26 protein-coding genes are annotated in these 25,380 nt (G+C 65.5%); 9 read left to right on the top strand and 17 right to left on the bottom strand.

What is annotated here, in order from left to right:
• Positions 1 to 78: 78 nt before the first annotated feature.
• The 8 genes from ACIQ09_RS11700 (at position 79) to ychF (ending at position 10,084) form a co-directional block, all read left to right on the top strand.
• Positions 79 to 666: a hypothetical protein gene (locus ACIQ09_RS11700; RefSeq protein WP_398309622.1), complete on the top strand. Its 588-nt coding sequence runs from the start codon at positions 79 to 81 to the stop codon at positions 664 to 666.
• A 69-nt stretch (positions 667 to 735) separates the two neighbouring features.
• Complete coding sequence (locus ACIQ09_RS11695; protein ID WP_398309619.1) at positions 736 to 1,239, top strand: disulfide bond formation protein B; 504 nt, start codon at positions 736 to 738, stop codon at positions 1,237 to 1,239.
• A gap of 346 nt (positions 1,240 to 1,585) precedes the next feature.
• Positions 1,586 to 3,508, top strand: coding sequence for an FAD-dependent oxidoreductase (locus tag ACIQ09_RS11690; RefSeq protein WP_398309616.1), 1,923 nt, complete (start codon positions 1,586 to 1,588; stop codon positions 3,506 to 3,508).
• Positions 3,509 to 3,602: 94 nt separating this feature from the next.
• Positions 3,603 to 4,817, top strand: coding sequence for a nitrate/nitrite transporter (locus tag ACIQ09_RS11685; protein WP_398309613.1), 1,215 nt, complete (start codon positions 3,603 to 3,605; stop codon positions 4,815 to 4,817).
• An 8-nt stretch (positions 4,818 to 4,825) separates the two neighbouring features.
• Positions 4,826 to 6,526 (top strand): bifunctional protein-serine/threonine kinase/phosphatase, encoded by a 1,701-nt coding sequence (locus ACIQ09_RS11680; protein ID WP_398309610.1) that lies wholly within the window; start codon positions 4,826 to 4,828, stop codon positions 6,524 to 6,526.
• Between the two features lie 74 nt (positions 6,527 to 6,600).
• Positions 6,601 to 7,257, top strand: a complete 657-nt coding sequence (locus ACIQ09_RS11675; protein WP_398309607.1) for a hypothetical protein — start codon at positions 6,601 to 6,603, stop codon at positions 7,255 to 7,257.
• Positions 7,208 to 8,866, top strand: coding sequence for a putative bifunctional diguanylate cyclase/phosphodiesterase (locus ACIQ09_RS11670; protein WP_398309648.1), 1,659 nt, complete (start codon positions 7,208 to 7,210; stop codon positions 8,864 to 8,866). Before ACIQ09_RS11675 ends, ACIQ09_RS11670 begins: the two co-directional genes overlap by 50 nt.
• Before the next feature lie 126 nt (positions 8,867 to 8,992).
• A complete protein-coding gene (gene ychF / locus ACIQ09_RS11665; protein WP_398309604.1) occupies positions 8,993 to 10,084 on the top strand; it encodes a redox-regulated ATPase YchF in 1,092 nt (363 codons plus the stop codon).
• A 76-nt stretch (positions 10,085 to 10,160) separates the two neighbouring features.
• On the opposite strand, the gene tatC is transcribed toward ychF, so the two are convergent.
• The 10 genes from tatC to hisB form a co-directional block, all read right to left on the bottom strand.
• On the bottom strand, positions 10,161 to 10,898 hold the full coding sequence (gene tatC / locus ACIQ09_RS11660) for a twin-arginine translocase subunit TatC (protein ID WP_398309601.1): 738 nt from the start codon (positions 10,896 to 10,898) through the stop codon (positions 10,161 to 10,163).
• Complete coding sequence (gene tatB / locus ACIQ09_RS11655; RefSeq protein ID WP_398309598.1) at positions 10,895 to 11,428, bottom strand: Sec-independent protein translocase protein TatB; 534 nt, start codon at positions 11,426 to 11,428, stop codon at positions 10,895 to 10,897. Before tatB ends, tatC begins: the two co-directional genes overlap by 4 nt.
• A 99-nt stretch (positions 11,429 to 11,527) precedes the next feature.
• A complete protein-coding gene (gene tatA, locus ACIQ09_RS11650) occupies positions 11,528 to 11,752 on the bottom strand; it encodes a Sec-independent protein translocase subunit TatA (protein WP_398309595.1) in 225 nt (74 codons plus the stop codon).
• A gap of 16 nt (positions 11,753 to 11,768) precedes the next feature.
• Entirely contained in the window at positions 11,769 to 12,116 is a 348-nt protein-coding gene (locus ACIQ09_RS11645; RefSeq protein ID WP_398309592.1) for a histidine triad nucleotide-binding protein, read from the bottom strand.
• 12 nt (positions 12,117 to 12,128) lie between these two features.
• Positions 12,129 to 12,455 carry a phosphoribosyl-ATP diphosphatase gene (locus ACIQ09_RS11640; RefSeq protein ID WP_398309589.1) on the bottom strand — a complete coding sequence of 109 codons (327 nt, stop codon included), beginning with the start codon at positions 12,453 to 12,455 and terminating at the stop codon, positions 12,129 to 12,131.
• Positions 12,452 to 12,856, bottom strand: coding sequence for a phosphoribosyl-AMP cyclohydrolase (gene hisI / locus ACIQ09_RS11635; protein ID WP_398309586.1), 405 nt, complete (start codon positions 12,854 to 12,856; stop codon positions 12,452 to 12,454). Before hisI ends, ACIQ09_RS11640 begins: the two co-directional genes overlap by 4 nt.
• Complete coding sequence (hisF, locus tag ACIQ09_RS11630) at positions 12,853 to 13,611, bottom strand: imidazole glycerol phosphate synthase subunit HisF (protein ID WP_398309583.1); 759 nt, start codon at positions 13,609 to 13,611, stop codon at positions 12,853 to 12,855. Before hisF ends, hisI begins: the two co-directional genes overlap by 4 nt.
• Before the next feature lie 3 nt (positions 13,612 to 13,614).
• Complete coding sequence (hisA, locus tag ACIQ09_RS11625) at positions 13,615 to 14,364, bottom strand: 1-(5-phosphoribosyl)-5-[(5-phosphoribosylamino)methylideneamino]imidazole-4-carboxamide isomerase (protein WP_398309580.1); 750 nt, start codon at positions 14,362 to 14,364, stop codon at positions 13,615 to 13,617.
• Positions 14,365 to 14,418: 54 nt separating this feature from the next.
• Positions 14,419 to 15,057: an imidazole glycerol phosphate synthase subunit HisH gene (gene hisH, locus ACIQ09_RS11620; RefSeq protein WP_398309577.1), complete on the bottom strand. Its 639-nt coding sequence runs from the start codon at positions 15,055 to 15,057 to the stop codon at positions 14,419 to 14,421.
• Positions 15,054 to 15,641, bottom strand: coding sequence for an imidazoleglycerol-phosphate dehydratase HisB (gene hisB, locus ACIQ09_RS11615; RefSeq protein WP_296410059.1), 588 nt, complete (start codon positions 15,639 to 15,641; stop codon positions 15,054 to 15,056). Before hisB ends, hisH begins: the two co-directional genes overlap by 4 nt.
• Before the next feature lie 108 nt (positions 15,642 to 15,749).
• Here hisB and hisC point away from each other — a divergent pair, with 108 nt between their 5' ends.
• Positions 15,750 to 16,841 (top strand): histidinol-phosphate transaminase, encoded by a 1,092-nt coding sequence (hisC, locus tag ACIQ09_RS11610; RefSeq protein WP_398309574.1) that lies wholly within the window; start codon positions 15,750 to 15,752, stop codon positions 16,839 to 16,841.
• A gap of 78 nt (positions 16,842 to 16,919) precedes the next feature.
• On the opposite strand, the gene ACIQ09_RS11605 is transcribed toward hisC, so the two are convergent.
• The 7 genes from ACIQ09_RS11605 to ACIQ09_RS11575 form a co-directional block, all read right to left on the bottom strand.
• Positions 16,920 to 17,264, bottom strand: coding sequence for an FKBP-type peptidyl-prolyl cis-trans isomerase (locus ACIQ09_RS11605; protein ID WP_296570016.1), 345 nt, complete (start codon positions 17,262 to 17,264; stop codon positions 16,920 to 16,922).
• A 35-nt stretch (positions 17,265 to 17,299) separates the two neighbouring features.
• Positions 17,300 to 17,854, bottom strand: a complete 555-nt coding sequence (gene msrA, locus ACIQ09_RS11600) for a peptide-methionine (S)-S-oxide reductase MsrA (protein WP_398309570.1) — start codon at positions 17,852 to 17,854, stop codon at positions 17,300 to 17,302.
• A 7-nt stretch (positions 17,855 to 17,861) separates the two neighbouring features.
• On the bottom strand, positions 17,862 to 18,617 hold the full coding sequence (locus tag ACIQ09_RS11595) for a DUF2189 domain-containing protein (RefSeq protein ID WP_398309567.1): 756 nt from the start codon (positions 18,615 to 18,617) through the stop codon (positions 17,862 to 17,864).
• Between the two features lie 94 nt (positions 18,618 to 18,711).
• Positions 18,712 to 22,755 (bottom strand): translocation/assembly module TamB domain-containing protein, encoded by a 4,044-nt coding sequence (locus ACIQ09_RS11590; protein WP_398309564.1) that lies wholly within the window; start codon positions 22,753 to 22,755, stop codon positions 18,712 to 18,714.
• A 53-nt stretch (positions 22,756 to 22,808) separates the two neighbouring features.
• The gene (gene trpC / locus ACIQ09_RS11585; RefSeq protein ID WP_398309561.1) at positions 22,809 to 23,597 is read right to left on the bottom strand and encodes an indole-3-glycerol phosphate synthase TrpC; all 789 of its coding nucleotides are present in this window, start codon (positions 23,595 to 23,597) and stop codon (positions 22,809 to 22,811) included.
• A gap of 23 nt (positions 23,598 to 23,620) precedes the next feature.
• Positions 23,621 to 24,649, bottom strand: a complete 1,029-nt coding sequence (gene trpD, locus ACIQ09_RS11580; protein ID WP_398309558.1) for an anthranilate phosphoribosyltransferase — start codon at positions 24,647 to 24,649, stop codon at positions 23,621 to 23,623.
• 13 nt (positions 24,650 to 24,662) lie between these two features.
• Entirely contained in the window at positions 24,663 to 25,235 is a 573-nt protein-coding gene (locus tag ACIQ09_RS11575) for an aminodeoxychorismate/anthranilate synthase component II (protein ID WP_398309555.1), read from the bottom strand.
• Between the last annotated feature and the right edge of the window lie 145 nt (positions 25,236 to 25,380).

Here is a 25,380-nt window from a genome sequence, read left to right as displayed (position 1 = left end):
CCGGCCCCGGCTAGCACGCCACAAACCGCAGGCCTGTGGCAAGGCATGACCCACACGGGACGGGCCACGCATGTGGTAATGCTTGACGATGGACGTCTCTACTTCCTGTACTCGACCGTCGCTGATGCCACCACCTTGGGTGGGGCCATCGTCGGGCTCATGACCAACAGCGGGCTGAGCTACACCTCGCAGGTCGCCTACGATTTCGACTGGGAGGGGATGGCGGCACAGACCGCCAATCTCTCCGGCAGTATCGACAACCTGTCGGGCTTCAATGGCAACGTCAGCTACACGACCAACGCGAACCGTGCCTTCTCGTTCACGTCTGGCTATCGCCTGCCAACCGCCAACGTTGTCACCCTGGCCGACGTTGCGGGCCCTTACGTCAACGCCGACCGGACGATGAATATGGACATCGACGAGCGTGGAAACGTGACCGGAGTCGCTTTCGCCAAGAAATGCGCGTTTGCGGGCAAGGTCGTCCCGACACGCAACTACACCAGCATCCTGCAACTTACGCTTTCCTTCGCAGGTGGCGGCTGCTCTCTGGGCGCCAACACCGTGGAGGGCGTTGCCATCTACAACCCGGAACGCAAGGAACTGCTCGGCGTCGCAGTCACCGCCAACGGCGCGAGCTCCGCGCTGTTCCAGACCCGAAAGCCCTGACATCCGGACTCCGCCAACGGAGGGCCATCCCGCTACAATGAGTGCCCTCCGTTCTGTTGCTGTCCGCCGATGTTCTCGCGTATTTCTGTCCGCACCCTGGGTCTTGCCCTGTTTGCCGTCTGTGCCGCCCTACTGGCCGTCGGCCTTTACCTTCAGCACATCAAGGGCATCGAGCCCTGCCCCATGTGCATCATGCAGCGCTACGCCATGCTGGCGTGCGGCCTGCTTGGCCTGATCACCGGGCTGCACGACCCCGGGCGACGGGGGCTGGCGGCGTATTCAAGCCTGCTTGCCATATCGGCCACCGCTGGCGCAGGCGTGGCGGCGCGTCAATCGTGGATGCAGTGGTACCCGCCGGCCGTTTCAGAATGCGGGCCGGGGCTTGAGTACATGCTTGAGAGCTTCCCCTTGTCTTCGGCCCTGCCGATGATCTTCCGCGGAGCCGGTGACTGCTCGGCCATCGACTGGACCCTGTTCGGACTGACCATCGCCAACTGGTCCTTCCTGGTCTTCGCCACCATCCTGCTCAGCCTGGGCATCTACCTGCTGCAGCGCCGCAAGCTCGGCCTCTGAACGCCGCCCCACTCCGGGGCGATCTGCACCAGTCAGGGGCATGAATTGAAGTTCCCGCGGCCCGCCACCGGGGGATCAGCCGGTTTGCACCATGCCTTCAGCCCTTACGTCTCAATGGCACAGCGCTTGCTTAGTCAGCGCTATCGACTGCGCGGCCAGCAATAAGGACTTTGCTGCACCGCGCTCAACCTGAATCCAGGTGTTTGCGCGCTCCCCGTGGAGCGACGTGGGCGGGCCAACGGCGGCCTGACCCACGATCAACGACGATCTCCCCTGCCCAAAGGCTTACCGCCCGCTTCGGTCGCAGCATGCGACCGGCCGGGGAGACTCAATCGTCGGAGGAATCATGCGCAAACCCAAACTGGTCATGGTCGGCAATGGCATGGCAGGTGTCCGCACGCTGGAAGAGCTGCGGAAGATCGCGCCGGACATGTACGACATCACGGTCTTTGGCGCCGAGCCGCAACCCAACTACAACCGCATCCTGCTCTCCCCGGTACTGGCCGGCGAGATGACCGTCCAGGACATCATCCTGAATGACCTGCAGTGGTACGTCGACAACGGCATCACCCTGCACCTGGGCGCCCGCGTCACCAGGATCGACCGCCTCAACCGCTCCGTGGTCGCTACAGGCACCAATGGCCAGACGATCACCGTCGACTACGACCGCCTGCTGATCGCCACCGGCTCCACGCCCTTCATGCCGCCTTTCCCAGGCAAGGATCTGCCAGGCGTCATCGCCTACCGGGACATCAAGGACACCGACGAGATGATCGATGCCGCGGCGAAGTACAGGCACGCGGTGGTGATCGGCGCCGGCCTGCTGGGCCTGGAGGCCGCCAACGGTCTGGCCCTACGCGGCATGGAAGTGACCGTGGTGCATAAATCCGACTCGATCATGGATCGCCAGCTCGACCCGACCGCCAGCAAGATGCTTCAGACCGAGCTGGAGAAAAAGGGCATGCGATTCAGGATGAATGCGCAGACCGCTGAGTTGGTCGCGGGTGCGTCGGGGCGCGTGGCCGGTGTGAAATTCAAGGACGGGGGCACCATCCCTGCCGATCTGGTGTGCGTGGCCGCCGGTATCCGACCCAATGTCGAGCTGGCCGAGAAGGCCGGCATCCACTGCAGCCAGGGCATCGTCGTCAGCGACACCCTGCAGACCTATGACCCAAGGGTCTATGCGGTGGGCGAATGCATCAACCACCGTGGCATCGCCTACGGCCTGGTGGCGCCACTCTTCGAACAGGCCAAGGTATGCGCCAACCACCTGGCGGAGATGGGTATTGGCCGCTACCTGGGCTCCGTGACCAGTACCAAACTCAAGGTCACCGGTATCGACGTGTTCTCGGCTGGAGATTTCACCGGCTCCGATGGCACCCAGGACATCGTCTTTCACGACCCGGGCCAGGGCATCTACAAGCGCATCGTACTCAAGGACGACAAACTGGTTGGCGCCGTACTGTATGGCGACACCAAGGACGGCGCCTGGTACTTCCAGCTCATGAAGGACGAGCAGGACATCAGCGACCTCCGCGATCATCTGATCTTCGGCAATGCCCATCTGGGCGATATAGGCCATGAGGGCCATGAGGGCCAACAAGGCACCGAAGTGGCGACCGCTCCCCCTGACGCCAAGGCCGTGTGCGGCTGCACCGATCTCTCCCACGACGAGGTGCGCAAGGCCATTCACCAACACAAGCTGCTGTCGGTTTCCGACGCCCAGCGACATCTGGGCTGGAAGACCCCCAACGGCTGCACCACCTGCCGGCCGGCCCTCAACTATTACTGCCTTTCCTCCTGGCCCCACGAGGCCATCGACGACCCGCAGAGCGGCTTCATCAATGCACGCGCCCTCGCCCAGAGCCGGGAGGACAGCGGCCACGCGGTGATGCCGGGCGTAGAGAACAGCCTGACCGCGCTCATCGCACCCGATTGCGATATCGAGGACCTTCGGGTGATCGGCGTGGATTCGGGCTACGAGCTCTATATCGGCGGCAGCGGAGGCCTCAAGCCCGACGCGGAGCACCTCTTTGCCCGGGTGACGGACGCCACAGAAGCAATCGAATGCGGCAATGCCTTCATCCAGCTCTACCGGGAAGAGGGCTTCTATCTGGAACCGACATGCCACTACCTGCAACGGGTAGGCATTGAGCACATACGCAAGCATGTGCTCGAAGACACCGCGTTCCGCAAGGCGCTGCATGAGAAGCGCCTCTTCGCCCTGCAGCGCTACAAGTCCCCCTGGACGAATCTGCCGCCAGGCTGACAGTGCCCCAAGGGGCTGCTCACGCAAACTCAGGGCGAGCACCTTCGCCCGAAGAAAACCCATCAATCCGCAACACGTCTGAAAGCCACCCATCATGGACAAGAAATCCTTCCTCAAGGCCGGGCACACGCCGACCCTCCTGGCCGCCTTCCTCTACTTCGACCTGGCCTTCATGGTGTGGGTCCTCCTCGGCCCCCTGGGCGTGCAGATCGCCAACGATCTGGGCCTGACCCATGCCCAGAAGGGCCTGATGGTGGCCACCCCGGTGCTCGCCGGCGCACTGCTGCGCATGGTCATGGGCGTGTTGGTGGATCACCTCAAACCCAAGATGGCCGGCGCCATCGGCCAGGTCATCGTCATCGTGGCCCTGTTCGTGGCCTGGCAGTTCGGCATCCACAGCTATGAGCAGACGCTCATCCTCGGCCTCTTCCTCGGCGTGGCGGGCGCCTCCTTCGCCGTGGCCCTGCCCCTGGCCTCCCGCTGGTATCCGCCGGAACACCAGGGCACGGCCCTCGGCATCGCCGGCGCCGGCAACTCCGGCACCGCCCTGGCCGCCCTGTTCGGCCCCGGTCTGGCGGCTGCCTTTGGCTGGGTCAACGTCTTCGGCCTGGCCCTGATCCCGCTCTGCATCGTGTTCGTGGTCTACCTGGTGCTCGCCAAGGACGCCCCCGAATGCCCGCCGGCCAAGTCCTTCGCCGAATATCTCAAGGTGCTCAAGGACAAGGATGCCTGGTGGTTCATGTTCTTCTACTCGGTCACCTTCGGCGGCTTCGTCGGGCTGGCCTCGTCCCTGACCATCTACTTCAACACCCAGTACGGGCTTGATCCGAAGATGGCCGGCTTCTTCACCGCCGCCTGCGTCTTTGCCGGCAGCCTGGTACGCCCCATCGGCGGCAACGTTGCCGACCGCATCGGTGGCATCAAGAGCCTCACGGTGATGTACGTCTTCGCCGCCATATTCCTGTCCATCGTCAGCTTCGGCCTGCCCGAGGCCTGGATGGCCCTGGCTGTGTTCGTGTGCGCCATGCTGTCCCTGGGGATGGGCAACGGCGCCGTGTTCCAGCTGGTGCCCCAGCGCTTCCGCAAGGAAATCGGCGTGATGACCGGCCTGGTGGGCATGGCCGGCGGTGTCGGCGGCTTTTACCTGGCCTCCAGCCTGGGCTACAGTCGCCAGGTGACCGGCAGCTACCAGGCCGGCTTTCTGATCTTTGCCACCCTGGCGATCGCCGCACTCATCGGCCTCACCGCCGTCAAGGGCCGCTGGCGCACCACCTGGGGTGCCCCCAACATGACCAGCGCCAAGATCTGACCCCTGCCATGTCCCGACTCCAGGCCGCCCTCGGCTACGCCTCCCTCACCGGCCCGCGCCCGCGCAACGAAGACTTCTGCGGCGCGGTCACCCCCGACGGGGCAGAGCTGGACAGCAAGGGCATCCTGGCGGCCGTGGCCGACGGCGTCGGCGGCCACGCCAACGGGCGCGAGGCCGCCGAGTACACCGTCCGCGGCCTACTGTCGGACTACTACGCCACCCCCGACACCTGGGCCGTCAACAAGGCCCTCGACACGGTACTGGGCGCTCTCAACCGCTGGCTGGTATCCCACGCGGCGCGCACCCGGGAGACGGCAGGCATGGCCACCACCCTGTCGGCCATCGTGCTGCGCGGGCGCCGCTTCTATCTCGCCCACGTGGGCGACTCGCGCATCTACCGCCTGCGCGGCGCGCGCCTGGAACAACTGAGCACCGACCACGTGTGGGAACACCCGGAGCTCGACAACGTGCTGTCCCGGGCGGTGGGGCTCGACGCTCACCTGTCGGTGGATTACGCCGATGGCGAGCTGGAGGCCGGCGACGTCTTTGCGTTGATGAGCGATGGCGTGTGGAGCCCCCTGGGCGAGCGCCGCATTGCCGACATCCTGCGTGCCGAAGCCGACCCCCAGGACGCCGCCTCACGCCTGGCCATGAGCGCAGAGGGCGGCGGCAGCCAGGACAACTGCACGGCCCTGGTGCTGCGCATCGATACCCTGCCCCCCGACCGCCTGCGCGACAACATCGACCGCCTGCATCGCCTGCCCCTGCCCCCGCGGCTCAAGCCCGGCCAGCAGATCGACGGGCTGACGATAGACACCCTGCTCCACGAATCCATCGCCACCCTGCTGTACCGGGTACGCGACGCCCAGGGCCACGCCCGCGTCCTCAAGACCCTGCGCCCCGAACACGACGACGCCGAATCCGCCGCCGCCCTGGCCCACGAGGAATGGCTGGCCCGGCGGGTGAACGACACCTGGTTTCCCCTGGTCATTCCCCACCCGGAGCGCAGCCATCTCTACTACCTGATGAGCTGGCACGACGGTGCCACTCTCAAGGCCAGGCTCGACAACGGGCACCGCTTCGGCAGCGGCGAGATCGCCGAGCTCGGCAGCCGCATCCTCAAGGGCATCGCCGGCCTGCACCGTCTGTCCATCGTGCACCGCGACATCAAGCCCGACAACCTGCACCTGGACGGCGAAGGACGCCTGCGCATCCTCGACCTGGGAGTTGCCGCGTCCGACGCCTCCGGTGACGGCCAGAAGTTCGGCGAGATCAACAACCCCGGCACCCCGAGCTACATGGCCCCCGAACTCTTCGGCCCGCGCCACACAGGCGCCAACGAAAAGACCGACTTGTACGCCGTCGGCGTCACCCTCTACCAGTTGCTGACCCGCAAATACCCCTACGGCGAGATCGAGCCCTTCCAGACCCCGAGGTTTGGCGACCCGGCCCCACCGACCCGCTATCGTCCGGACATCCCGGACTGGCTCGAAGCCGTCCTCCTGAAAGCCGTCGCCCGCGAACCGAAGGCCCGCTTCGAAACAGCCGAGGAGTTTCTCCTTGCCATCGAAAGGGGCGCCCACCGCCCCCTCGCCATCGCCCGCAAGTCACCGCTGCTGAGCCGTGATCCACAACTCGGACTTCGCCTGATTGTGGCTGCGTCCGTGACACTCAACCTCTTTCTGCTTTACCTATTGCTGGTACGCTAGGGGCAGTCAGAATTTCATGCCGGGCCGGATATCGCAGAACACGATCAGCCCCGGCATCCCGCCCGAGCCCCTGCGTGCCCAAACCCGACACACCCAACAGCCCCGTGACCTTGCTGGACGAAGAAGCCAGCACACGAATGCTCAAGTTTTTCAGTACGGCGACACTGCTTCTTCTGGGCATCGCCGGCAGCCTCGCCTACCTGTTCAGTGACTTCAACAAACTCCTGCTGACGCCCGCCGCGCTGATCTGCTTGCTCGCCCTGTGTGCCCATATCAGCATTCTCAGAGGGCGCACGCATCTGGCCGGACAGCTTCTGATCTGGGGCACATGGGCCATCATCCTGGCGTCGGCCCCTTTCGGTAGCGGCAACCGCAGTATCGGCATGGTCGCCATTCCCCTGCTTATTTTTGTAAAAGGCTGGCTTGGCGGCGCCCGGCGTGCCATTGGCATGACCATGATGACAATCATGGCTCTGCTTGGCATTTCCCTGTGCGAACACTACAACTGGATTCCCCAGACCGGTCCAGTGCCCCCCCCTTTCGCGCTGGCTGATGCTCTGTGCCATTTTCATCACCTCGGGGTTTTTCACCCTGTTGTCCCATCGTCTGTACCTGAAGCGCTATTCCGAGCAAGCACGACTCGCCACCACCCTGGCCCTGGTAACGGAACACAGCCCCATCATGCTGGCCGCCGTGGATCCAGAGGGTCGCTATCGCTACGTCAACAATAACTACGCGCACTTCCATGGCAAGGCGACGGAGAGCCTGATCGGCAGCCCTGTCGCCGATACGGTGGGCGCGGACACCGTGCGTCAGATCCGTCAGACCCTGCTCAAGAACGAGGGCCGCGGCGCCTATCGCAGCCGACACCCGGACCCGGTGAGCGGCATCGAACGCTGGCTTGAAACCAGCGTGCAGCAAGCCCGCGGGCGCGACGGCAGGGATGACGGCTACTACGCCATCCTGCGCGATGTCACCGACGAGGTGCGCTCGGCAGAACAGGTCAACTACCTCGCCTATCACGACTCCCTGACCGGCCTGCCCAACCGGGCACTGATGATCGACCGCCTGCGTCAGGCCATCATCCGCGGCGAGCGCGAAGACAGCCTGGTGGTGGTGTGCTACCTGGACCTGGATGGATTCAAGTTCCTCAACGACACCTGGGGGCACTCCACCGGCGACAGCGTGCTCATCCAGCTCGCCGCCCGCCTCCAGGAATGCGTGCGCGGCACCGACACGGTAGCGCGCCTGGGGGGAGATGAGTTCGTGGTGCTGCTGGGCGGCATCGACAAGCGCGAGGAGATCCCTGCGACCATCACGCGCCTGCTCAAGGCTGCCGGGACTCCGATTCCGATCTCGGATGCCAGGGAGATCACTCTTTCAGCGAGCATCGGCGTGTCCGTGTGCCCACTCGACGGGGAAGAGCCAGATGTACTGCTGCGCAATGCCGACCAGGCCATGCTGATGGCCAAGCAATCCGGACGCAACCGCTACAGCCTGTTCGACACCGAACTGGATCACCGCACGCGCACGCGTCACCAGATCAGCGCCAATGTGGAGAAGGGGCTCGGCAAAGGCGAGTTTGTCCTCTTCTATCAACCCAGGGTCGATATGAGTCAGGGCACCGTGGTCGGCGTCGAAGCGCTGATCCGCTGGGCCCACCCGGAGGAAGGGCTGATACTGCCGGTCGGCTTCCTGCCCTACGTGGAAGGCAGCGACGTGGCCATCCAGCTCGGCCAGTGGGTGCTGGCTGAAGCCCTGTCCCAGATGCGCCGGTGGGCGGCCCTCGGCCTGCATCTGCCCGTCAGCGTGAACATCTCCGGCCACCATCTCCAGGCCCCGGGCTTCTCCGCGCATCTGAGCCGCCTCATCGAAGCACCCCCCGATGTGCCACCCGAACACCTGGAGATCGAGATCCCGGAAACCACGGCCATGGACGACGTGGAAAAGGTGGCCCGGATCATCCGCGAGAGTGCCGCCCTTGGCGTGGGCTTCGCCCTGGACGACTTCGGTACCGGCCATTCCTCCCTGACCTACTTCCGGCGCCTGCCCGCACAGACCCTCAAGATCGACAAGTCCTTCGTCCGCGACATCCTGGATGACCCCGAAGACCTGGCCATCGTGAGGGGTGTGGTGGCCCTGGCGCGCAGCTTCGGGCGGGAGGTGGTCGCCGAGGGGCTGGAAACCCTGGAACACGGCGTGCCGCTGCTGGCCATCGGCTGCCAGCGTGCCCAGGGCTACGGCATCGCCCACCCCATGCCGGCCGATGCCCTGCCAGCCTGGGTAGCTCAATGGCAATCCCCAAGCCTGTGGCAGGAAGCCGCCCTCGGCAGCCCCTGAACAACTGGATTTCCCCGCTCCGGGGGCGGCTCTACACCGTCGGCCTTTGGATGAACGGGAACCCGCTTTACAATATCGGGTTTTCCGGCTCGTCTGGCCGGAAGCCCTGAACATCAAAGGAATTCCATGGCTCTCCAATGCGGCATCGTCGGCCTGCCCAACGTCGGCAAATCGACCCTCTTCAATGCCCTCACCAAGGCCGGCATCGCTGCCGAGAACTATCCGTTCTGCACCATCGAGCCCAACGTCGGCATCGTTGAAGTGCCCGATCCGCGTCTCGACGCCTTGTCCGAAATCGTCAAGCCGCAAAAGGTCCAGCCGGCCATCGTCGAATTCGTGGACATCGCCGGTCTGGTGGCGGGCGCCTCCAAGGGCGAAGGCCTGGGCAACCAGTTCCTCGCCAACATCCGCGAGACCGACGCCATCGTCAACGTGGTGCGCTGCTTTGAAGACGAAAACGTCATCCACGTGAATGGCAAGGTCGACCCGCTCGCAGACATCGAGACCATCGTCACCGAACTGGCCCTGGCCGACATGGCCGCCGTCGAGAAGGCCATCCACCGGGAGAACAAGAAGGGCCGCTCCGGTGACAAGGATGCCCAGAAGCTCGTCGCCATCCTTGAAAAGCTGCTGCCCCACCTCAACGAAGGTCAGCCGGCGCGCACCATGAAGCTCAGCGACGACGAGAAGCTGATCCTCAAGCCCCTGTGCCTGATGACCCTCAAGCCCGCCATGTACGTGGGCAACGTCACCGAAGACGGCTTCGACAACAACCCCTACCTGGACCGCCTGCGCGAGCACGCCGCCAAGGAAGGCGCCCCGGTCGTCGCCCTGTGCGCCAAGATCGAAGCCGAACTGGCCGATCTGGACGACGAAGACAAGATGGCCTTCCTGGCCGACCTGGGCCTCGAAGAACCCGGCCTCAACCGCCTGATCCGCGCCGGCTACCAGTTGCTGGGCCTGCAGACCTACTTCACCGCCGGCGTGAAGGAAGTGCGCGCCTGGACCATCCACGTGGGCGACACCGCCCCGCAAGCCGCCGGCGTGATCCACACCGACTTCGAGCGCGGCTTCATCCGTGCCCAGACCATCGCCTTCGACGACTTCATCAAATACAAGGGCGAAGCTGGCGCCAAGGAAGCCGGCAAGATGCGCTCCGAAGGCAAGGAATACGTGGTGAAGGATGGCGACGTACTGAACTTCCTGTTCAACGTCTAAGTACAAAGGGCGCCCCGCGGGACGCCCTTTGTATTGAAAGCATGGGGCGCTACGGCGCCCTTTGCCATTTCTATTGCTATTCGGCGACGGCCTCCGGCTCGCGCTTCGTGACGAAGCGGGCCAGGAAGATCCCCAGTTCATAGAGCAGGCACATCGGGATGGCCAGCATGAGCTGGGATACCACATCCGGCGGGGTCACCACAGCGGCAATCACGAAGGCACCGACGATGACATAGGGGCGGGCCTCCTTCAGCTTGGCCACATCCACAATGCCCAGCTTGGTCAGCACGATCACGATCACCGGCACCTCGAAGGTGATGCCGAAGGCCAGGAACATGGACATCACGAAGGACAGGTACTGCTCGATATCCGGCGCCGGGGTGATGCTCTTCGGTGCAAACTGGGCGATGAAGGTGAACACCGTCCCGAACACGAAGAAATAGCAGAACGCCATACCGGCCAGGAAAAGCACCGTACTGCCGACAACCAGCGGCAGACCGAGACGCTTCTCGTGGGCGTACAACCCGGGCGCAATGAAGCACCAGGCCTGATAGAGCACGAAGGGCAGTGCAATGACGAAGGCCACCATCAGCGTGACCTTCATGGGCACGAAGAAGGGCGTGACCACGCCCGTGGCGATCATGCGCGTGCCCTCGGGCAGGGCCTGCATCATCGGATGGGCGAGGATGTCGTAGATGTCGCCGGCCCAGGGCATCAGCCCGGCAAAGATCACCACCACGGCCACCACCGCGCGCAGAAGGCGGTCACGCAGCTCGACCAGATGGGAAATGAAAGTGTCTTCCTGGGCGCTCATGACTGGGTTTTCTTTGCGTCAGGCGACGGCACATCGAAGTTGAGACCCAACTGCGGTTCGGCTTCGGGCACGACCTTGTCAGCAGGCGCGGTGGCCTCGCCGAAGGGCGGCGGGCCGGCATGGGTGTCGGCTTCGGCCAGCTGGCGATCCAGGGCCGCGGCATGCTCCGCGTCGCTGGACAGGGCCGCAGCCTCCGTCGTAACCGGCGTTCTGATGCTGTTTTCCAGGTCGGCCACTGCCGCGGAAGCCGACGCGACGGAAGAGGACAGGCCACCCTCGATGCCCTGTACCTCGCTGCGGACGGAACCCTCGAAGGCCATGGCTGCCGTACGGGCCTCTTCCTGGAGCTTCTTCAGCTCGTCGAGTTGCATCTCCCGGTTGATGTCTGATTTCACGTCGGACACATAGCGCTGCAGGCGACCGAGAAGATGCCCGGTGGTCCGCGCCACCTTGGGCAATCGCTCCGGGCCGAGCACCAGCAGTGCCACGATCCCGATGAGCATGAGTTCCGAAAAACCGATGTCAAACATCCGCTTCGCCTAAAGTTGAAATACGCCGAAAAGGCGGGGCGGCAGAAACAAAAAAAGGGGCAAGCCTGCCCCTCTTCCGCGCCTGCCGCGGGTCCGGGATCAGGACTTGTTCTTTTCCCGGGCTTCGGCGTCGATGGTCTGGCCGTTGCCGTTGGCAATCTTCTGGCTGGCGTCGCCGCCCTGATCGGCCTCTTTCATGCCGTCCTTGAAGCCTTTCACCGCACCACCCAGGTCCTGCCCGATGTTGCGCAGCTTCTTGGTGCCAAACACGAGCATGACGATCACCAACACGATCAGCCAGTGCCAAATGCTGAAGGAACCCATTCAAATCTCCTTGAAACTACCGTTTAAGCATCGGCCCGACAGGCTCTTGCCCACCTACGATGTGCATGTGCACATGCATGACTTCCTGCCCGCCAACGCGGCCGGTGTTGATGATGGACCGGAAGCCGTCAGTGCTGCCTTGATCGACGGCAATCCGGTTCGCAAGCACCAGCATTCTCCCCAGCACTTCGATATCAGCCTCGGTGGCGTCGGCCAGCGAGGTGATGTGCTTCTTGGGAATGACCAGTACGTGGACCGGACGCTGGGGCTGGATGTCCTTGAAGGCCAGCACCCATTCATCTTCATGGACGATTGCGGCCGGGATCTCACCACGCACGATACGGCAGAACAGACAATCCTGCATCGGCGTATTCCCTTAGGTCGCAGTCCGCGACTTCTTCTCGTCGATCCCCGACACGCCTTCACGACGACGGAACTCGGCGAGCACGTCGTCCACCGACAGGCCGAAGTGATGCAGCAGGACCAGGGTGTGGAACCACACGTCGGTGACTTCCCAGACCACGTGGAGCAGATCCTTGTCCTTGGCCGCCATGATGGTCTCGGCGGCTTCCTCGGCGACCTTCTTGCAGATCGCATCGGTCCCCTTGTGGAAGAGGCCGGAGACATAGGACGACTCGGGATCGGCATCCTTGCGTGAGGCAAGGGTCTCGGACACGCGGTGGAGCACTTCGATATCGATCATTTGTAAATTTCCTTCGGGTCTTTGAGAACCGGATCGACCGCCGCCCAGCGGCCGTCGGAGAGGTATTTCTGGAAAAAGCAGCTGCGTCGCCCGGTATGGCAGGCGATCCCGCCCACCTGCTCGATCTTCAGAAGCACCACGTCGTTATCACAATCGATGCGGATCTCGCGGACCTTCTGGGTATGGCCGGATTCCTCACCCTTGTGCCACAGCCTGCCGCGGGAACGCGAGAAATATACCGCGTCGCCTGTTTCAACCGTTCGAGCCAGGGCGTCACGATTCATCCACGCAAACATCAGTACATCACCGCTGACCGCATCCTGAGCGATGGCAGGAATCAGACCATCCTTGTCCCAGAGCAGCTCGTCCAGCCAGGCGCCATCGTTGGGGACAGCGCTCACAGACGCACCTCGATTCCACGGGCACGCATCAGCTCCTTGGCTTCACGCACGGTGTGCTCACCGAAGTGGAAGATGCTGGCTGCCAGTACTGCGTCGGCACGACCCTGGGTGACACCGTCGGCCAGGTGCTCGAGGCTGCCCACGCCGCCGCTGGCGATCACGGGAATGGACACGGCGTCGGACACGGCGCGGGTCAGGCCCAGATCGAATCCGTTCTTGGTGCCATCCCGGTCCATGCTGGTGAGCAGGATTTCACCGGCACCGAGAGACTCGACCTTGCGGGCCCATTCGATGGCGTCGAGGCCGGTGCGATTGCGCCCGCCGTGGGTGAACACCTCCCATTTACCCGGGGCGACCTGCTTGGCGTCGATGGCGACCACGATGCACTGGCTGCCCACCTTGCCCGACGCATCAGCCACCACCTGGGGGTTATTCACCGCAGCAGTATTGATGCTGACCTTGTCGGCACCGGCATTGAGCAGGCGGCGCACGTCATCGACGGTACGCACGCCACCACCGACGGTGAGCGGGATGAAGACCTGCTCGGCCACCTGCTCGACCACGTGCAGGATGATGTTGCGGTCGTCGGAGCTGGCGGTGATGTCGAGGAAGGTGATCTCGTCGGCGCCCTGCTCATCGTAGCGGCGGGCAACCTCAACCGGATCGCCGGCGTCACGCAGTTCGACGAAATTGATGCCTTTGACGACACGGCCAGCGCTGACGTCGAGGCAGGGAATGATGCGTTTGGCGAGCATGGGTCAGTCGTCAGCTTCGGCGAGCGCGTCGGCGCGGGCCTGGGCTGCGGCGAAATCAAGGGTGCCTTCATAGATGGCCCGGCCGGTGATGGCGCCGGTAATGCCTTCGGCCTCGACGGCACACAGGGCTTCCACGTCACCGATGGCGGCGATGCCGCCACTGGCAATGACCGGAATACGCAGGGCCTGGGCCAGACGGACGGTGGCTTCAATGTTGACGCCGGAGAGCATGCCGTCACGGCCGATGTCGGTGTAGATCACACCTTCGACGCCGTAATCCTCGAACTTCTTCGCCAGGTCGACCACGTCATGACCGGTCAGCTTGGACCAGCCATCCACCGCCACCTTGCCGTCCTTGGCATCCAGGCCAACGATGATGTGGCCGGGGAAGGCGCTGCAGGCGTCGTGCAGGAAACCGGGGTTCTTGACCGCCGCGGTGCCGATGATGACGTAGGTCAGACCGGCGTCCAGGTAACGCTCGATGGTATCCAGGTCACGGATGCCCCCGCCGAGTTGCACGGGGATCTCGTCGCCCACTTCGTCGAGGATGGACTTGATGGCAGCACCGTTCTTCGGCTTGCCAGCGAAGGCACCATTCAGGTCCACGAGGTGCAGGCGCCGGGCGCCCTGGTCGATCCAGTGTCTGGCCATCGCACCGGGGTCTTCGGAGAAGACCGTGGCAGCGTCCATTTCGCCTTGTTTCAGGCGCACGCAGTGACCGTCCTTGAGGTCGATAGCGGGAATCAGCAGCATAGGAGAGGGCGGTAGAGGAGTTGAAACGAGGCGACGGGATGGAAAGGAATGGCGTCAGGGCTTCCAGGACATGAAGTTCGACAGGAGCTGCAAGCCCGCGTGCGCGCTCTTTTCCGGATGGAATTGGATGGCGAAGATATTAGCCTGCGCTACCGCCCCGGTAAAGGGGAGGCCGTAATCGGTCGTGGCCGCGACGATGGCCGGATCGGCCGGGTCTACGTAGTAGCTGTGCACGTAATAGAAGCGAGCACCGTCGTCGATACCGGCCCACAGGGGGTGGGCCTGCTTCTGCCACACCTCGTTCCAGCCCATGTGCGGCACTTTCAGGCGCGAGCCGTCAGCGGCCACCATGCGCTCGGCGGGAAAGCGGCGGACTTCACCCCTGAAGATGCCGAGGCCAGGCACGTTGCCTTCTTCGCTGTGCTCGAAGAGCATCTGCTGCCCGATGCAGATCCCCAGGAAAGGCTTGTTCCGTGCAGCTTCCAGCACCGCGGGACGCAGGCCGCGGGCATCGAGCTCGCGCATGCAGTCGGGCATGGCGCCCTGGCCGGGGAAGACGACACGGTCAGCCGACAGCACTTCGGCCGGGTCGGCCGTGACCACCACTGTGTCGGCGGTGGCCACATGCTCAATGGCCTTGGCCACCGAACGCAGGTTGCCCATGCCGTAATCGATGATCGCGACCTTGCTCATAGTGCCCCCTTGGTGGAAGGAATCACGCCGGCCTGGCGAGGATCGGGCGTCGCCGCCATGCGCAGGGCACGACCAAAGGCCTTGAACGCGGTCTCACACTGGTGATGGGCGTTGCGGCCCTTCAGGTTGTCGATGTGCAGGGACACCAGGGCGTGATTGACGAAGCCCTGGAAGAATTCGTACACAAGTTGGGTGTCGAGGGCGCCGATCATGCCGGCGGTGAAGGGAATGTCGAACTCCAGGCCGGGACGGCCGGACAGATCCACCACCACCCGGGACAGGGCCTCGTCCAGGGGCACGTAGGCGTGGCCGTAACGGGTCAGACCCTTCTTGTCGCCAACGGCCTTCGCAAAGGCCTGGCCCAGGGCGATGCCCACGTCCTCGACCGTGTGGTGACCGTCGATGTGCAGGTCACCGGCACATTCGATCTCGATGTCGAAACAGCCGTGACGGGCGATCTGGTCGAGCATGTGATCGAAGAAACCGATACCTGTGTTGAGCTGGCTCTTGCCCGAGCCGTCCAGGTCGAGCCTGACCCGGATTTTCGTCTCGAGGGTATCGCGGGAGATTTCGGCTTGCCGCATTGCGCTGATTTCCGGAGAACTGTTAGAACGGGGGAACGAAAGGGTCATGATAGCATCTAGCGTTTTTATCGTCCCTTGCGGCGCCGTTCGCCGCCACGCAGATCCGCCATGAGCCGCTTCTGGAGCCCCGTCGTCCACGACCTGACCCCCTACATCCCCGGCGAGCAGCCCAAGCTCGCCAAGCTGGTCAAGCTCAATACCAACGAAAACCCCTACCCACCCAGCCCCCGTGCGCTCGAAGCCATTCGCGCCGAACTGGGCGAGGACGCCGACCGCCTCAAGCTATACCCGGACCCCACCGGCAGCCAGCTGAAAGCCGCCGTGGCCCGCCACTTCGACGTGCCGGCCGAATGGGTCTTCGTGGGCAACAGCTCCGATGAGGTCCTGGCCCATACCTTCCAGGCCCTGCTCAAGCACGACGCGCCGCTGCTCTTCCCGGACATCACCTACAGCTTCTACCCGGTCTACTGCGGGCTCTACGGCATCGACTTCGAAGCCATCCCGCTGGATGCCCAGTTCGCCATCCAGGTGGACGACTACCTCGCGCGGGGCGCCGGCCAGGTCGGCGCGGTGATCTTCCCCAACCCCAATGCCCCCACCGGGCGGCTGCTGCCCCTGGCCGACATCGCCCGGCTGGCCGAGGCCCTGCCCGATGCGCCCATCGTCATTGATGAGGCCTACGTGGATTTCGGCGGCCTCGACGTGATCCCCACCGCCGTCGCCCTGATCCGCCGCCACCCCAACATCCTGGTCACCCAGACGCTCTCCAAGTCCCGCTCCCTCGCCGGTCTGCGGGTCGGTTTCGCCATCGGTCAGCCGGAACTCATCGAGGCACTGACCCGGGTCAAGGACAGTTTCAACTCCTACCCGCTGGACCGACTGGCCCTGGTGGGCGCCAGCGCCGCCATGGACGACGAGGCCTGGTTCGACACCACCCGCCGCCAGGTCATCGCCAGCCGCAATGCCCTGTCGGCCAGCCTGGCCGGGCTGGGCTTCGACGTGCTGCCCTCGGCTGCCAACTTCGTCTTCGCCCGTCACCCCCAGCGGGACGCGGCAGCCCTGGCAGCGGCCCTGCGCGAGCGCAGCATCATCGTGCGGCACTTCAAGGCCGAGCGCATCGACCAGTATCTGCGCATCACCGTCGGTACCGACGCCCAGTGCGGCCTGCTGATCGACGCCCTGCGCGACATCCTGGCCTGAGCCTGCCCTGCCCCTGAACGCAATTCGGGCGCCCCATGGGGCGCCCGAATCACTTGACGCGGCAGCAAAGGGCGTGAATCACTTCACCGCCAGCAGCTCCACTTCGAACACCAGGGTGGCGTTGGGAGGGATCACGCCGCCGGCACCGCGGGCACCGTAGCCCAGGTTCGGCGGGATGGTCAGCTTGCGACGGCCGCCCACCTTCATGCCTTGCACACCCTCGTCCCAGCCCGAGATCACGTGGCGCGCGCCCAGGGGGAAGACGAAGGGGTCGTTGCGATCCTTGCTGGAATCGAACTTCTTGCCGTCGGTGAGCCAGCCGGTGTAATGCACCTGGACGTGCTGACCAACCGTGGCCTCGGGGCCGGTGCCAACTTCCAGGTCTTCGATGACGAGGCCGCTCGCCGTGGTGGTTTGGGTCATGGAATGCTCCTTGTGAATGACCGCCGGATTCTATTTCAAGTGGCCTTCACACGCTTGGCGAACTTGCTGCGGAACTTGGCCACCTTGGGCGCCACCACGTACTGGCAATAAGGCTGGTGCCCGTTGCGGCTGAAGTAATCGTGGTGATACGGCTCCGCCGGCCAAAAGTGGGGCGCGGCGAGGATCTCGGTGACGATGGGGGCGCGGAAACCCCCCTCCCGCGCCAGCTCTGCCACCGTCTGCCGGGCCAGGGACTCCTGCTCCGGCGTGGTGGCGAAGATCGCCGAACGGTACTGGGTGCCCACGTCGTTGCCCTGGCGGTTGGGGGTCGTCGGGTCGTGGATGGCAAAAAAGATGTCGAGCAGGTCGGCAAAACCGATCACCGCCGGGTCGAACTCGATGCGCACCGCCTCGGCATGGCCGGTGTCACCATCGCAGATGCGCTCGTAGGTGGGTGCGTCCACGTGGCCGCCGATGTAGCCGGACGTCACGCTGTGCACGCCCTCTGCCCCCAGGTACACCGCTTCGAGGCACCAGAAGCAGCCGCCCGCCAGGATGGCCACTTCGATTTTCGGGAAATTCTCTGCCATGACAGTCCTAAACAAGTGGTGAGGTATCCGGCAGACCTTCATCCGGCGGAAAGATTTCAAGATAAATGAGATCGCTGGCAAAGGCGAGACAGGGCAGGCTCAGCAACAGCAGCGGTGGGCACAGGATGGTGGCGATCACCGCCACGGCAAGCACCAGCCCCCACACCAGCATCGCGCCAACATTGGAAAACACGGCCTTCACGCTGGCCGTGACCGCCTCGACCAGGTTGGCCCGACGATCAAACAGCAGGGGCACCGAGAACGCCGAGATACAGAACACGATGAAGGCCAGCACCGCCCCCATCACCCCGGTGAAACCATGAAAGCGCAGCACCTGCCCGACCTCCGGGGCGGCACCCACGCCAATCATGAAGCTGTACACCGTGGCGGCATCGGTGATCCAGATCAGGAACAGCAGCGCGCACACCCCGGCCACCACCCACAGGCCCCGGGGCGCCCCGCGGAAGGCCGCCAGCACCTGCCCCAAGCCGGGGCGCTCCCCCTTTTCCCGGGCCCGCCGCAGGGCGATGAAGCCGCTCAGCACCGCCGGGCCCACCAGCAGGAAACCGCCAGCAAAGGGCAGGATCATCTGGGCCAGGTCGAGCCGCAGCAACAGGGCGAAGATCAGCAGGCCGATCAGCACGAAAACGGCGGCAAAGCCGGCCGCCGGCTTCAGACAGCCGCGCAACTGGCGCCAGCCCTCAGCCAGGGCTGCGAGCACGATGGCACCGGAAATGCGGCGGGGATCAAGACGGATGGACATGGTGGACTCCTGGCGGATGGCCTTCCATCTCGCCCAAAGCCCGCGGCATCGTCCATGACCGGGATCAATTGCCCCGGCCGGGCATGCAAACGCCCTATTTGAAGGAGATGGAGAACAATGCGTCCAGGGCGTTCTCGCTGCCCGCCCGGCCGATCACCGAGATGCGGCGGGTCAGCTGATAGGTGAGCTTGACCACGCTGGACGTCCCGGAAATGCTCTGCTCGAAGGACAGCATGGCCCGGGACGACAGGCGCTTGCCGATGGTGATGACCTGGCCTGGCACCGAATCGATGTTCCGCGACGAGGCACTGGAAGCCGTGCCCGTCACGCTGCCGGTCGCCACGCTGCTGGTTTGCACCCGGGAGCGGGGATCAATGCTGGAGCCGAAGGAGATCTCGTCAAAACCCAGGGCGCTGGCCAGACTTGCGGACAGGCCCGCCCCTGTTCCACCCAGCAGGGCCTGTGCAGCGGGCAGCAGCAGGGCCATTTCACCGCCGGAACCCTGATCGGGCGGGCGGCCGAGGACGATCCAGCCGAGCTTCTCCGGGTCGGGCACATTGGGTTCGGACACCAGCCGGACCACCGGCCGACGTGCCGTACCGGTAATGCCCACCCCCGCCTCCACCGTCAGTCCCTTGCGCAGGGCCACCACGTTGAGCCCGGGATTGGCCAACGGCCCGTTGAAGGTGACGATGCCGCGCTCGATGGACAGTCGCTGGCCGTAGCCATCGAAGAGGCCCCCCTGGGTGGTGATGATGCCGGTGGCACTAAGGGGACGGCCATCACCGGACTGCAGGCGCAACTCGCCAGCGAGCCGCGTATCCAGCCCCAGGGCCTTCACATAGAGGGCATCGCCCAGGCTGAGAGCCAGGTCTACACCCATGCGGAAGGGGCTGGCCGGTGTTTTCTCGGCCCGGCGCGGGTCGAGGACTTCCACGTCATCCCCCAGACTGGGTGCCGGCGTCCGCGACAGCTCGACGAAGCCCGCATCCGCTGCCAGGCGGCCCTTCAGGTGGGCCGAGTTCCAGCCACTGAGGATCTCCCCCTCACCGCTGAGCACCAGCCACTGATCGGCCCGCTGCAGCAGCGGCAGGCGGGCGGCCTTGAAACTAAAGCGCCCTTCTCCGCTGGCCAGCTGGATGGCCCCCGCCGCCTTGAGGGTGCCGGGCTCGCGGGTCAGGCGCGCGACATCAATGCGGCTCTCCCGGGGCCGGATCCGGTTGGGCGAGACAAAGCTGAGCTCGTCCAAGCGCAGCACCTCCCGATTGAAGTCCGCCACCAGCGTGCCGCCGGAGAGGTGCAGGCCCTGGTCGGCCATCACGAAATCGAGTTTCTCACCGCGCAGGCGCCCTGCCGTTTCGGGACGCGCGGGGGTACCGGCCAGGGTGAACTCGCCCTTCAGGCTGCCATCGGTCTTCAGGTTCTGGTCGGCCAGGGGGCCGGCCCAGGCAATGGACGGCATGTCGAGGCTGGCCGAACCCAGCAGCGGCGCCCCCGGCACCAGGCGCAGACTGCCATCGGCTGCGCGCTCGGCCAGGGCCGAGCCCGCCCCGGCCAGACTGCCCAACTGGCTGCCATGGGCGCTGAAGCCGAAGGCCAGCCGGCTGGCGGCAGCCGACACGGTGAGCTGCAGATCATCAAGGCCGAGGCGCACCGGCGTATCGCCCCGCAAGATCAGGTCCCCCTTCTCCCGGTAGAAGCGCACAAAGCCATTGGCCTGCTCGCCAATATCCACATCCCATTCGCCCCCCATTTGCAGGGAATCCCCCTGGCGCCGCACGGCCCGGGTGGACGGGTCGAGGTTCACCCCCACCTGCACGCCGCTGACCCGCCCCCGCGCCACCAGGTGGCGCGCCTGCCAGCGGGTTTCCTCGAGGCGATACAAGCCGCCGGCACCGCCACGCAATTCGGCCGAACCCAGCCGCAGCATGTCCCGGGACAGGAGCAGCGCAGCCGGCTCAAGCAAGCGGATCGGGTAATCGCCGCTCACCTCGAAGCTCTCCAGTCGCCCGTCCCAGCGGGGGCCATCAGACAGGCGACCCGCCAGGGTGGTGACCGCCGAATGCTGGCGCAGGCCATGCACCTCGATACGCGTGCTGTTGGCCTCCCGGGTCCCCGTCAGGGCAAGGCTGGCCCGGCGCACCAGGACTTCAGCGTCGCTGCCGCTGCGCAGGCCGGCCAGGGCCAGCTGCAGCGACAGCGCCCCGCTGCGGCCCGCGGCGATACGCCCCTGCCCATTGACTGCATCGATGCGCAGCTCTCCCGCGGCGAGCTTCTCGCCGAGCACGGCAAGCTCGCCTGCCGGCTGGGCCAACGTGCCACGAAACACCCCGTCGGCCTTGATGCTCCCGCTCAATCCATGGCCCAGGGCCGCCAGCGCCGGGGCGTCAAGGTGCAGCTCGAGGGCATCACCGGGACGCCCGTAGCGCCCCTGGGCCGTCAGGCGGTTGCCGGCCAGATCGAGGGCGACCTGACTCTGGGTGAGCACGTCACCATCGATGGCCAGCTCACCCTTGCCGACCAGCGGTTTGCCTTCGAGCTGACTGGGGGCCAGCTCGAAACTCAGGTTGCCCACAAGATGCGGTGCACGCTTGCCGCTCAGTTCGAAGCGGGCATTCAGATCGGCCGGTGGTGCCGCCGTGGCAAAGGCCCGGGGGTCGAACTGGCTCAAACGCCCCCGGGCGTCGAACGCCCCCGCTCCGTCGAGGGCCAGCTTGCCGCTCAATTCCAGGCGGGCGGAGCGGGCCACGGCCAGGGCCTCGTCCAGGTGCAGCACGCCGGCCGCCTGGCGGGCCTTGAGGCGCAGGGACAGGCGGGCATCACTCAGATCTGCCGCAAGGGTCTGAGTGTCGGCGTTGGCGCGGGCGGTGATGGCCCCGGCGATGCGCGTGGTCACGGCACGCCGGTCCAGGCGCCGGGCATCGAGGCCGGCAATGCGCAGGTCCGCGTCGAGCTGACCGAAGCCGGGCGTGGCGGGCGCCGGCGCCTTCCAGCGCAGGGTGCCGGTGGCACGCCCCTGGCCCGGCAGGCGCAGATCCACGCCCGAGGCCGCCAGCTCACCCTGGGCCCAGCGCAGGCTGGCATTGAAACTGTCCACTGGCAGGGCGCCGCTGTCGTAGGGGCCCGGCTGGTGATTGACAACGCGCAGGGGGCCGCTGACCACCCAGTCGGCCGGCGCCACGGGCTGCCCGGTGGTAACGCTGGACGCCACCACCGGTGTCAGATCCAGGTCCACGTCGAGCCGTGCCTGCGGTGCCGCGGCATGGAAGCGCGCCGGATCCACATCCCGCAGCTGCAGCCGCACCGAACGCACAGGCAAGGGCGCAAACGGCGTGGCGGCCACCTGCGCCTCTCCGCGCAGGCCGGCGCCCTCGGCCCGCGCCTGCAAGGTCAGGCTCTCCAGGGTGCCGGCGGCCTCTGCCTGCACTTCGTAGGCCTCGCCCTCCTGCAGGGTGGAGAGGTAGGCACTGGCCTGGAGGTCGAAAGGCGAGCGGCCAGAGATACGCCCCTCGGCCGTCAGCTGCCCGAAGGGCGCACCGGCGCGCAGGCCGGAGAGACGGTGCTGAAGGCCGTCGGAATCGAGCTTGCCGGCCAGGGCGGTGAGCACCATGTCCGGCTCGGCGGGCTTGCCATCCACCAGGGCGCCAATACGCAGGCGGTCGATGGCGAGACTATCCAGATGCACCGCCACCGGCAGCTCGAGGCTGAGCGGCAGCGTGGCCGGATCGGTGCTGGGCGCGGTCGCCACGGACAGCTCCGAGGCGCTCAGTGCGGACACGTCCAGGGTGCCGCTCATCAGCGCGCCGGGGCGCCAGTCCATGCGCAGGTTGAGGATGTCCACCTGCAGGGTGGGCGTGCGCACCTGCACCACGTCGGCCCGCAGCTGCCCGAGCAGATAGCCCTGGGGCCCGTCGATGCGGAGCATGCCGCCACTGAGGCGGGAGGCCAGCTCAGCCACGGCCTGCAGCCCCGATTCGGTGCCGCCCAGCCAGCCGATCAGCAGCACCACCACAACAATGGCGCTGATGCACGCCCCCAGCAGGCCCCGCGTCAAGCGCGCAAGCCAGCCCTCCCGGGCACGGATGGGGGCCGCCGCGGGCGCGGGCTTCGGTTCGTGGCCCGCCGGCGCGTCACTCATCGCTCAGAACGGGTTAAGGAATCGGGCCGTGCCGCAGGTCTATTCACCCGCGTTCAGCCAAACAGGCTGGCCAGCCCGGCGCCCGGGTCGTCGGCGCGCATGAAGGCCTCGCCGACCAGGAAGGCATTGACCTGATTGGCGCGCATCAGGGCCACATCGGCCGGCGCCAGGATGCCCGACTCGGTGACCACGACGCGGTCCGCCGGGATGCGCGGCAGCAGATCCAGGGTGGTCTGAAGGCTGACCTCAAAGGTACGGAGGTTGCGGTTGTTGATCCCAAGCAGCGGCGTGCGCAACTGCAGGGCCAAGTCCAGCTCGGCGCCGTTGTGCACTTCCACCAGCACCCCCAGGCCGAGGCTTTCGGCAATAGCTTCCATCTCCTGCATCTCGGCCAGGCTGAGGGCCGCCGCAATCAGCAGGATGGCATCGGCGCCCATGGCACGGGCTTCGAACACCTGGTAGTTGTCCACCAGGAAGTCCTTGCGCAGGGCCGGCAGGCTGCAGGCGGCACGGGCAGCCTGCAGATACTCGGGGGCGCCCTGAAAGAACTGCCGGTCGGTGAGCACCGACAGGCAGGCGGCGCCGGCCGTCTCGTAGGAGGCGGCAATCTCGGCAGGCCGGAAGTCGGCCCGGATCACCCCTTTGGAGGGGCTGGCCTTCTTGATCTCGGCAATCACCGCGGCGCCGCCGGCCGCAATCTTGCTGCGGATGGCGCCGACGAAGTCACGGGCTGGCGCCTGGGCGGCCGCCTGCTCGCGCACCGCCGCATCGGAAACCACCGCCCGGGCGGCGGCCACCTCCTCGCGCTTCACAGCGAGGATCTTGTTGAGGATGTCGGACATGGGTGTACTTTCTTAGAGATGCCTCAGGCGAACCGCCTGGTACAGGCCACAAAGGCCTCCAGCCTGGCGCGGGCTGCGCCGGAGGCGATGACTTCGCGAGCCTTGACGATGCCCTCGCCGATGGAGCCCACCACGTTGGCGGTGTATAGGGCCGTGCCGGCGTTGAGGGCCACGATCTCCCGTGCGGCGCCCGGTGTGTTGTCGAGCACCCCCAGCAACATGGCCTTCGACGCATCCGCATCGGCCACCTTGAGGTTGCGGCTGGACATCATGGTCAGACCGAAGTCTTCCGGGTGGATTTCATACTCGCGGATCTCCCCGTCCTTCAGCTCGCCCACCAGAGTGGCGGCGCCCAGGGACACTTCGTCCATGCTGTCGCGGCCGTACACCACCAGCACGTGTTCGGCGCCAAGGCGCTGCATGACGCGCACGCAGATGCCCACCAGATCGGGGTGGAACACGCCAAGCAGGGTGTTCGGTGCACCGGCCGGGTTGGTCAGTGGGCCAAGGATGTTGAACAGGGTGCGCACCCCCATCTCCCGGCGCACCGGTGCCACATTCTTCATGGCGCTGTGGTGGTTGGGGGCAAACATGAAACCGATGCCGGTCTCCTCAATGCACTCGGCCACCTGCTGGGCGTTGAGGTTGAGGTTCACCCCCAGGGACTCCAGCACGTCGGCGCTGCCGGACTTGCTGGAGACGCTGCGCCCGCCATGCTTGGCCACCTTGGCACCGGCCGCCGCGGCCACGAAGATGGTGGCGGTGGAGATGTTGAAGGTATGGGAGCCGTCGCCGCCGGTGCCCACCACGTCGAGGAAGTTGCTGTCAGGGGGCACCACCACCTTGGTGGACAGCTCACGCATCACGGTGGCCGCAGCGGCAATCTCGCCGATGGTCTCCTTCTTGACGCGCAGGCCGGTGAGGATGGCGGCGGTCATCACCGGGGAGACTTCCCCGGCCATGATCTGGCGCATCAGGGAGAGCATCTCGTCGTAGAAGATCTCCCGGTGGTCGATGGTGCGTTGCAGGGCTTCCTGGGCAGTAAAGGTCATCAGCGGACTCCGGTCAGGCTCTGGATTGTTCGAGGAAGTTGCGCAGCAGGTCGTGGCCACGCTCGGTGAGGATGGACTCGGGGTGGAACTGCACACCCTCAACCTTCAGGGTCTTGTGGCGCACGCCCATGATCTCCCCGTCATCGGTCCACGCGGTGACTTCCAGGCAGTCGGGCAGGCTTTCGCGCTCAATGGCCAAGGAATGGTAGCGGGTGCAGGTGAGCGGATTGGGCAGGCCCTTGAACACGCCCTGGTCCAGGTGATGCACCGGCGACACTTTGCCGTGCATCAGCTTCTTGGCGTGGATGATCTTGCCGCCAAAGGCAGCGCCGATGCTCTGGTGGCCCAGGCACACGCCGAGGAGCGGAATCTTGCCGGCGAACTCCTTGATGGCCGCCACCGAGATGCCGGCTTCGGCGGGTGAACACGGCCCCGGCGAGACGACGATCTGCTCGGGCTTCATCAGGGTGATCTGCTCGACGGTAATCTCGTCGTTGCGGAATACCTTCACGTCGGCACCGAGCTCGCCAAAGTACTGGACAAGGTTGTAGGTAAAACTGTCGTAGTTGTCGATCATCAGCAACATGGCTGCAAATCCTTTCCTGAGGTGCGTCCGGCCATCGCAATCGTCATGAGGATGACCGGCGCAGTGCTGCATTTTCTCGCAGATTCGGCCGGGTGCACCCGCCAGGGCGCGCCATCCGGCCGGCTATTTTTGCTATGTGACCGCG

It is taken from the genome of Zoogloea sp. (genome assembly GCF_044344315.1).
Lineage (GTDB): Bacteria > Pseudomonadota > Gammaproteobacteria > Burkholderiales > Rhodocyclaceae > Zoogloea.
Note: the sequence above shows the minus strand (reverse complement) of the source record. Positions and strands in the feature narration are given on the sequence as shown.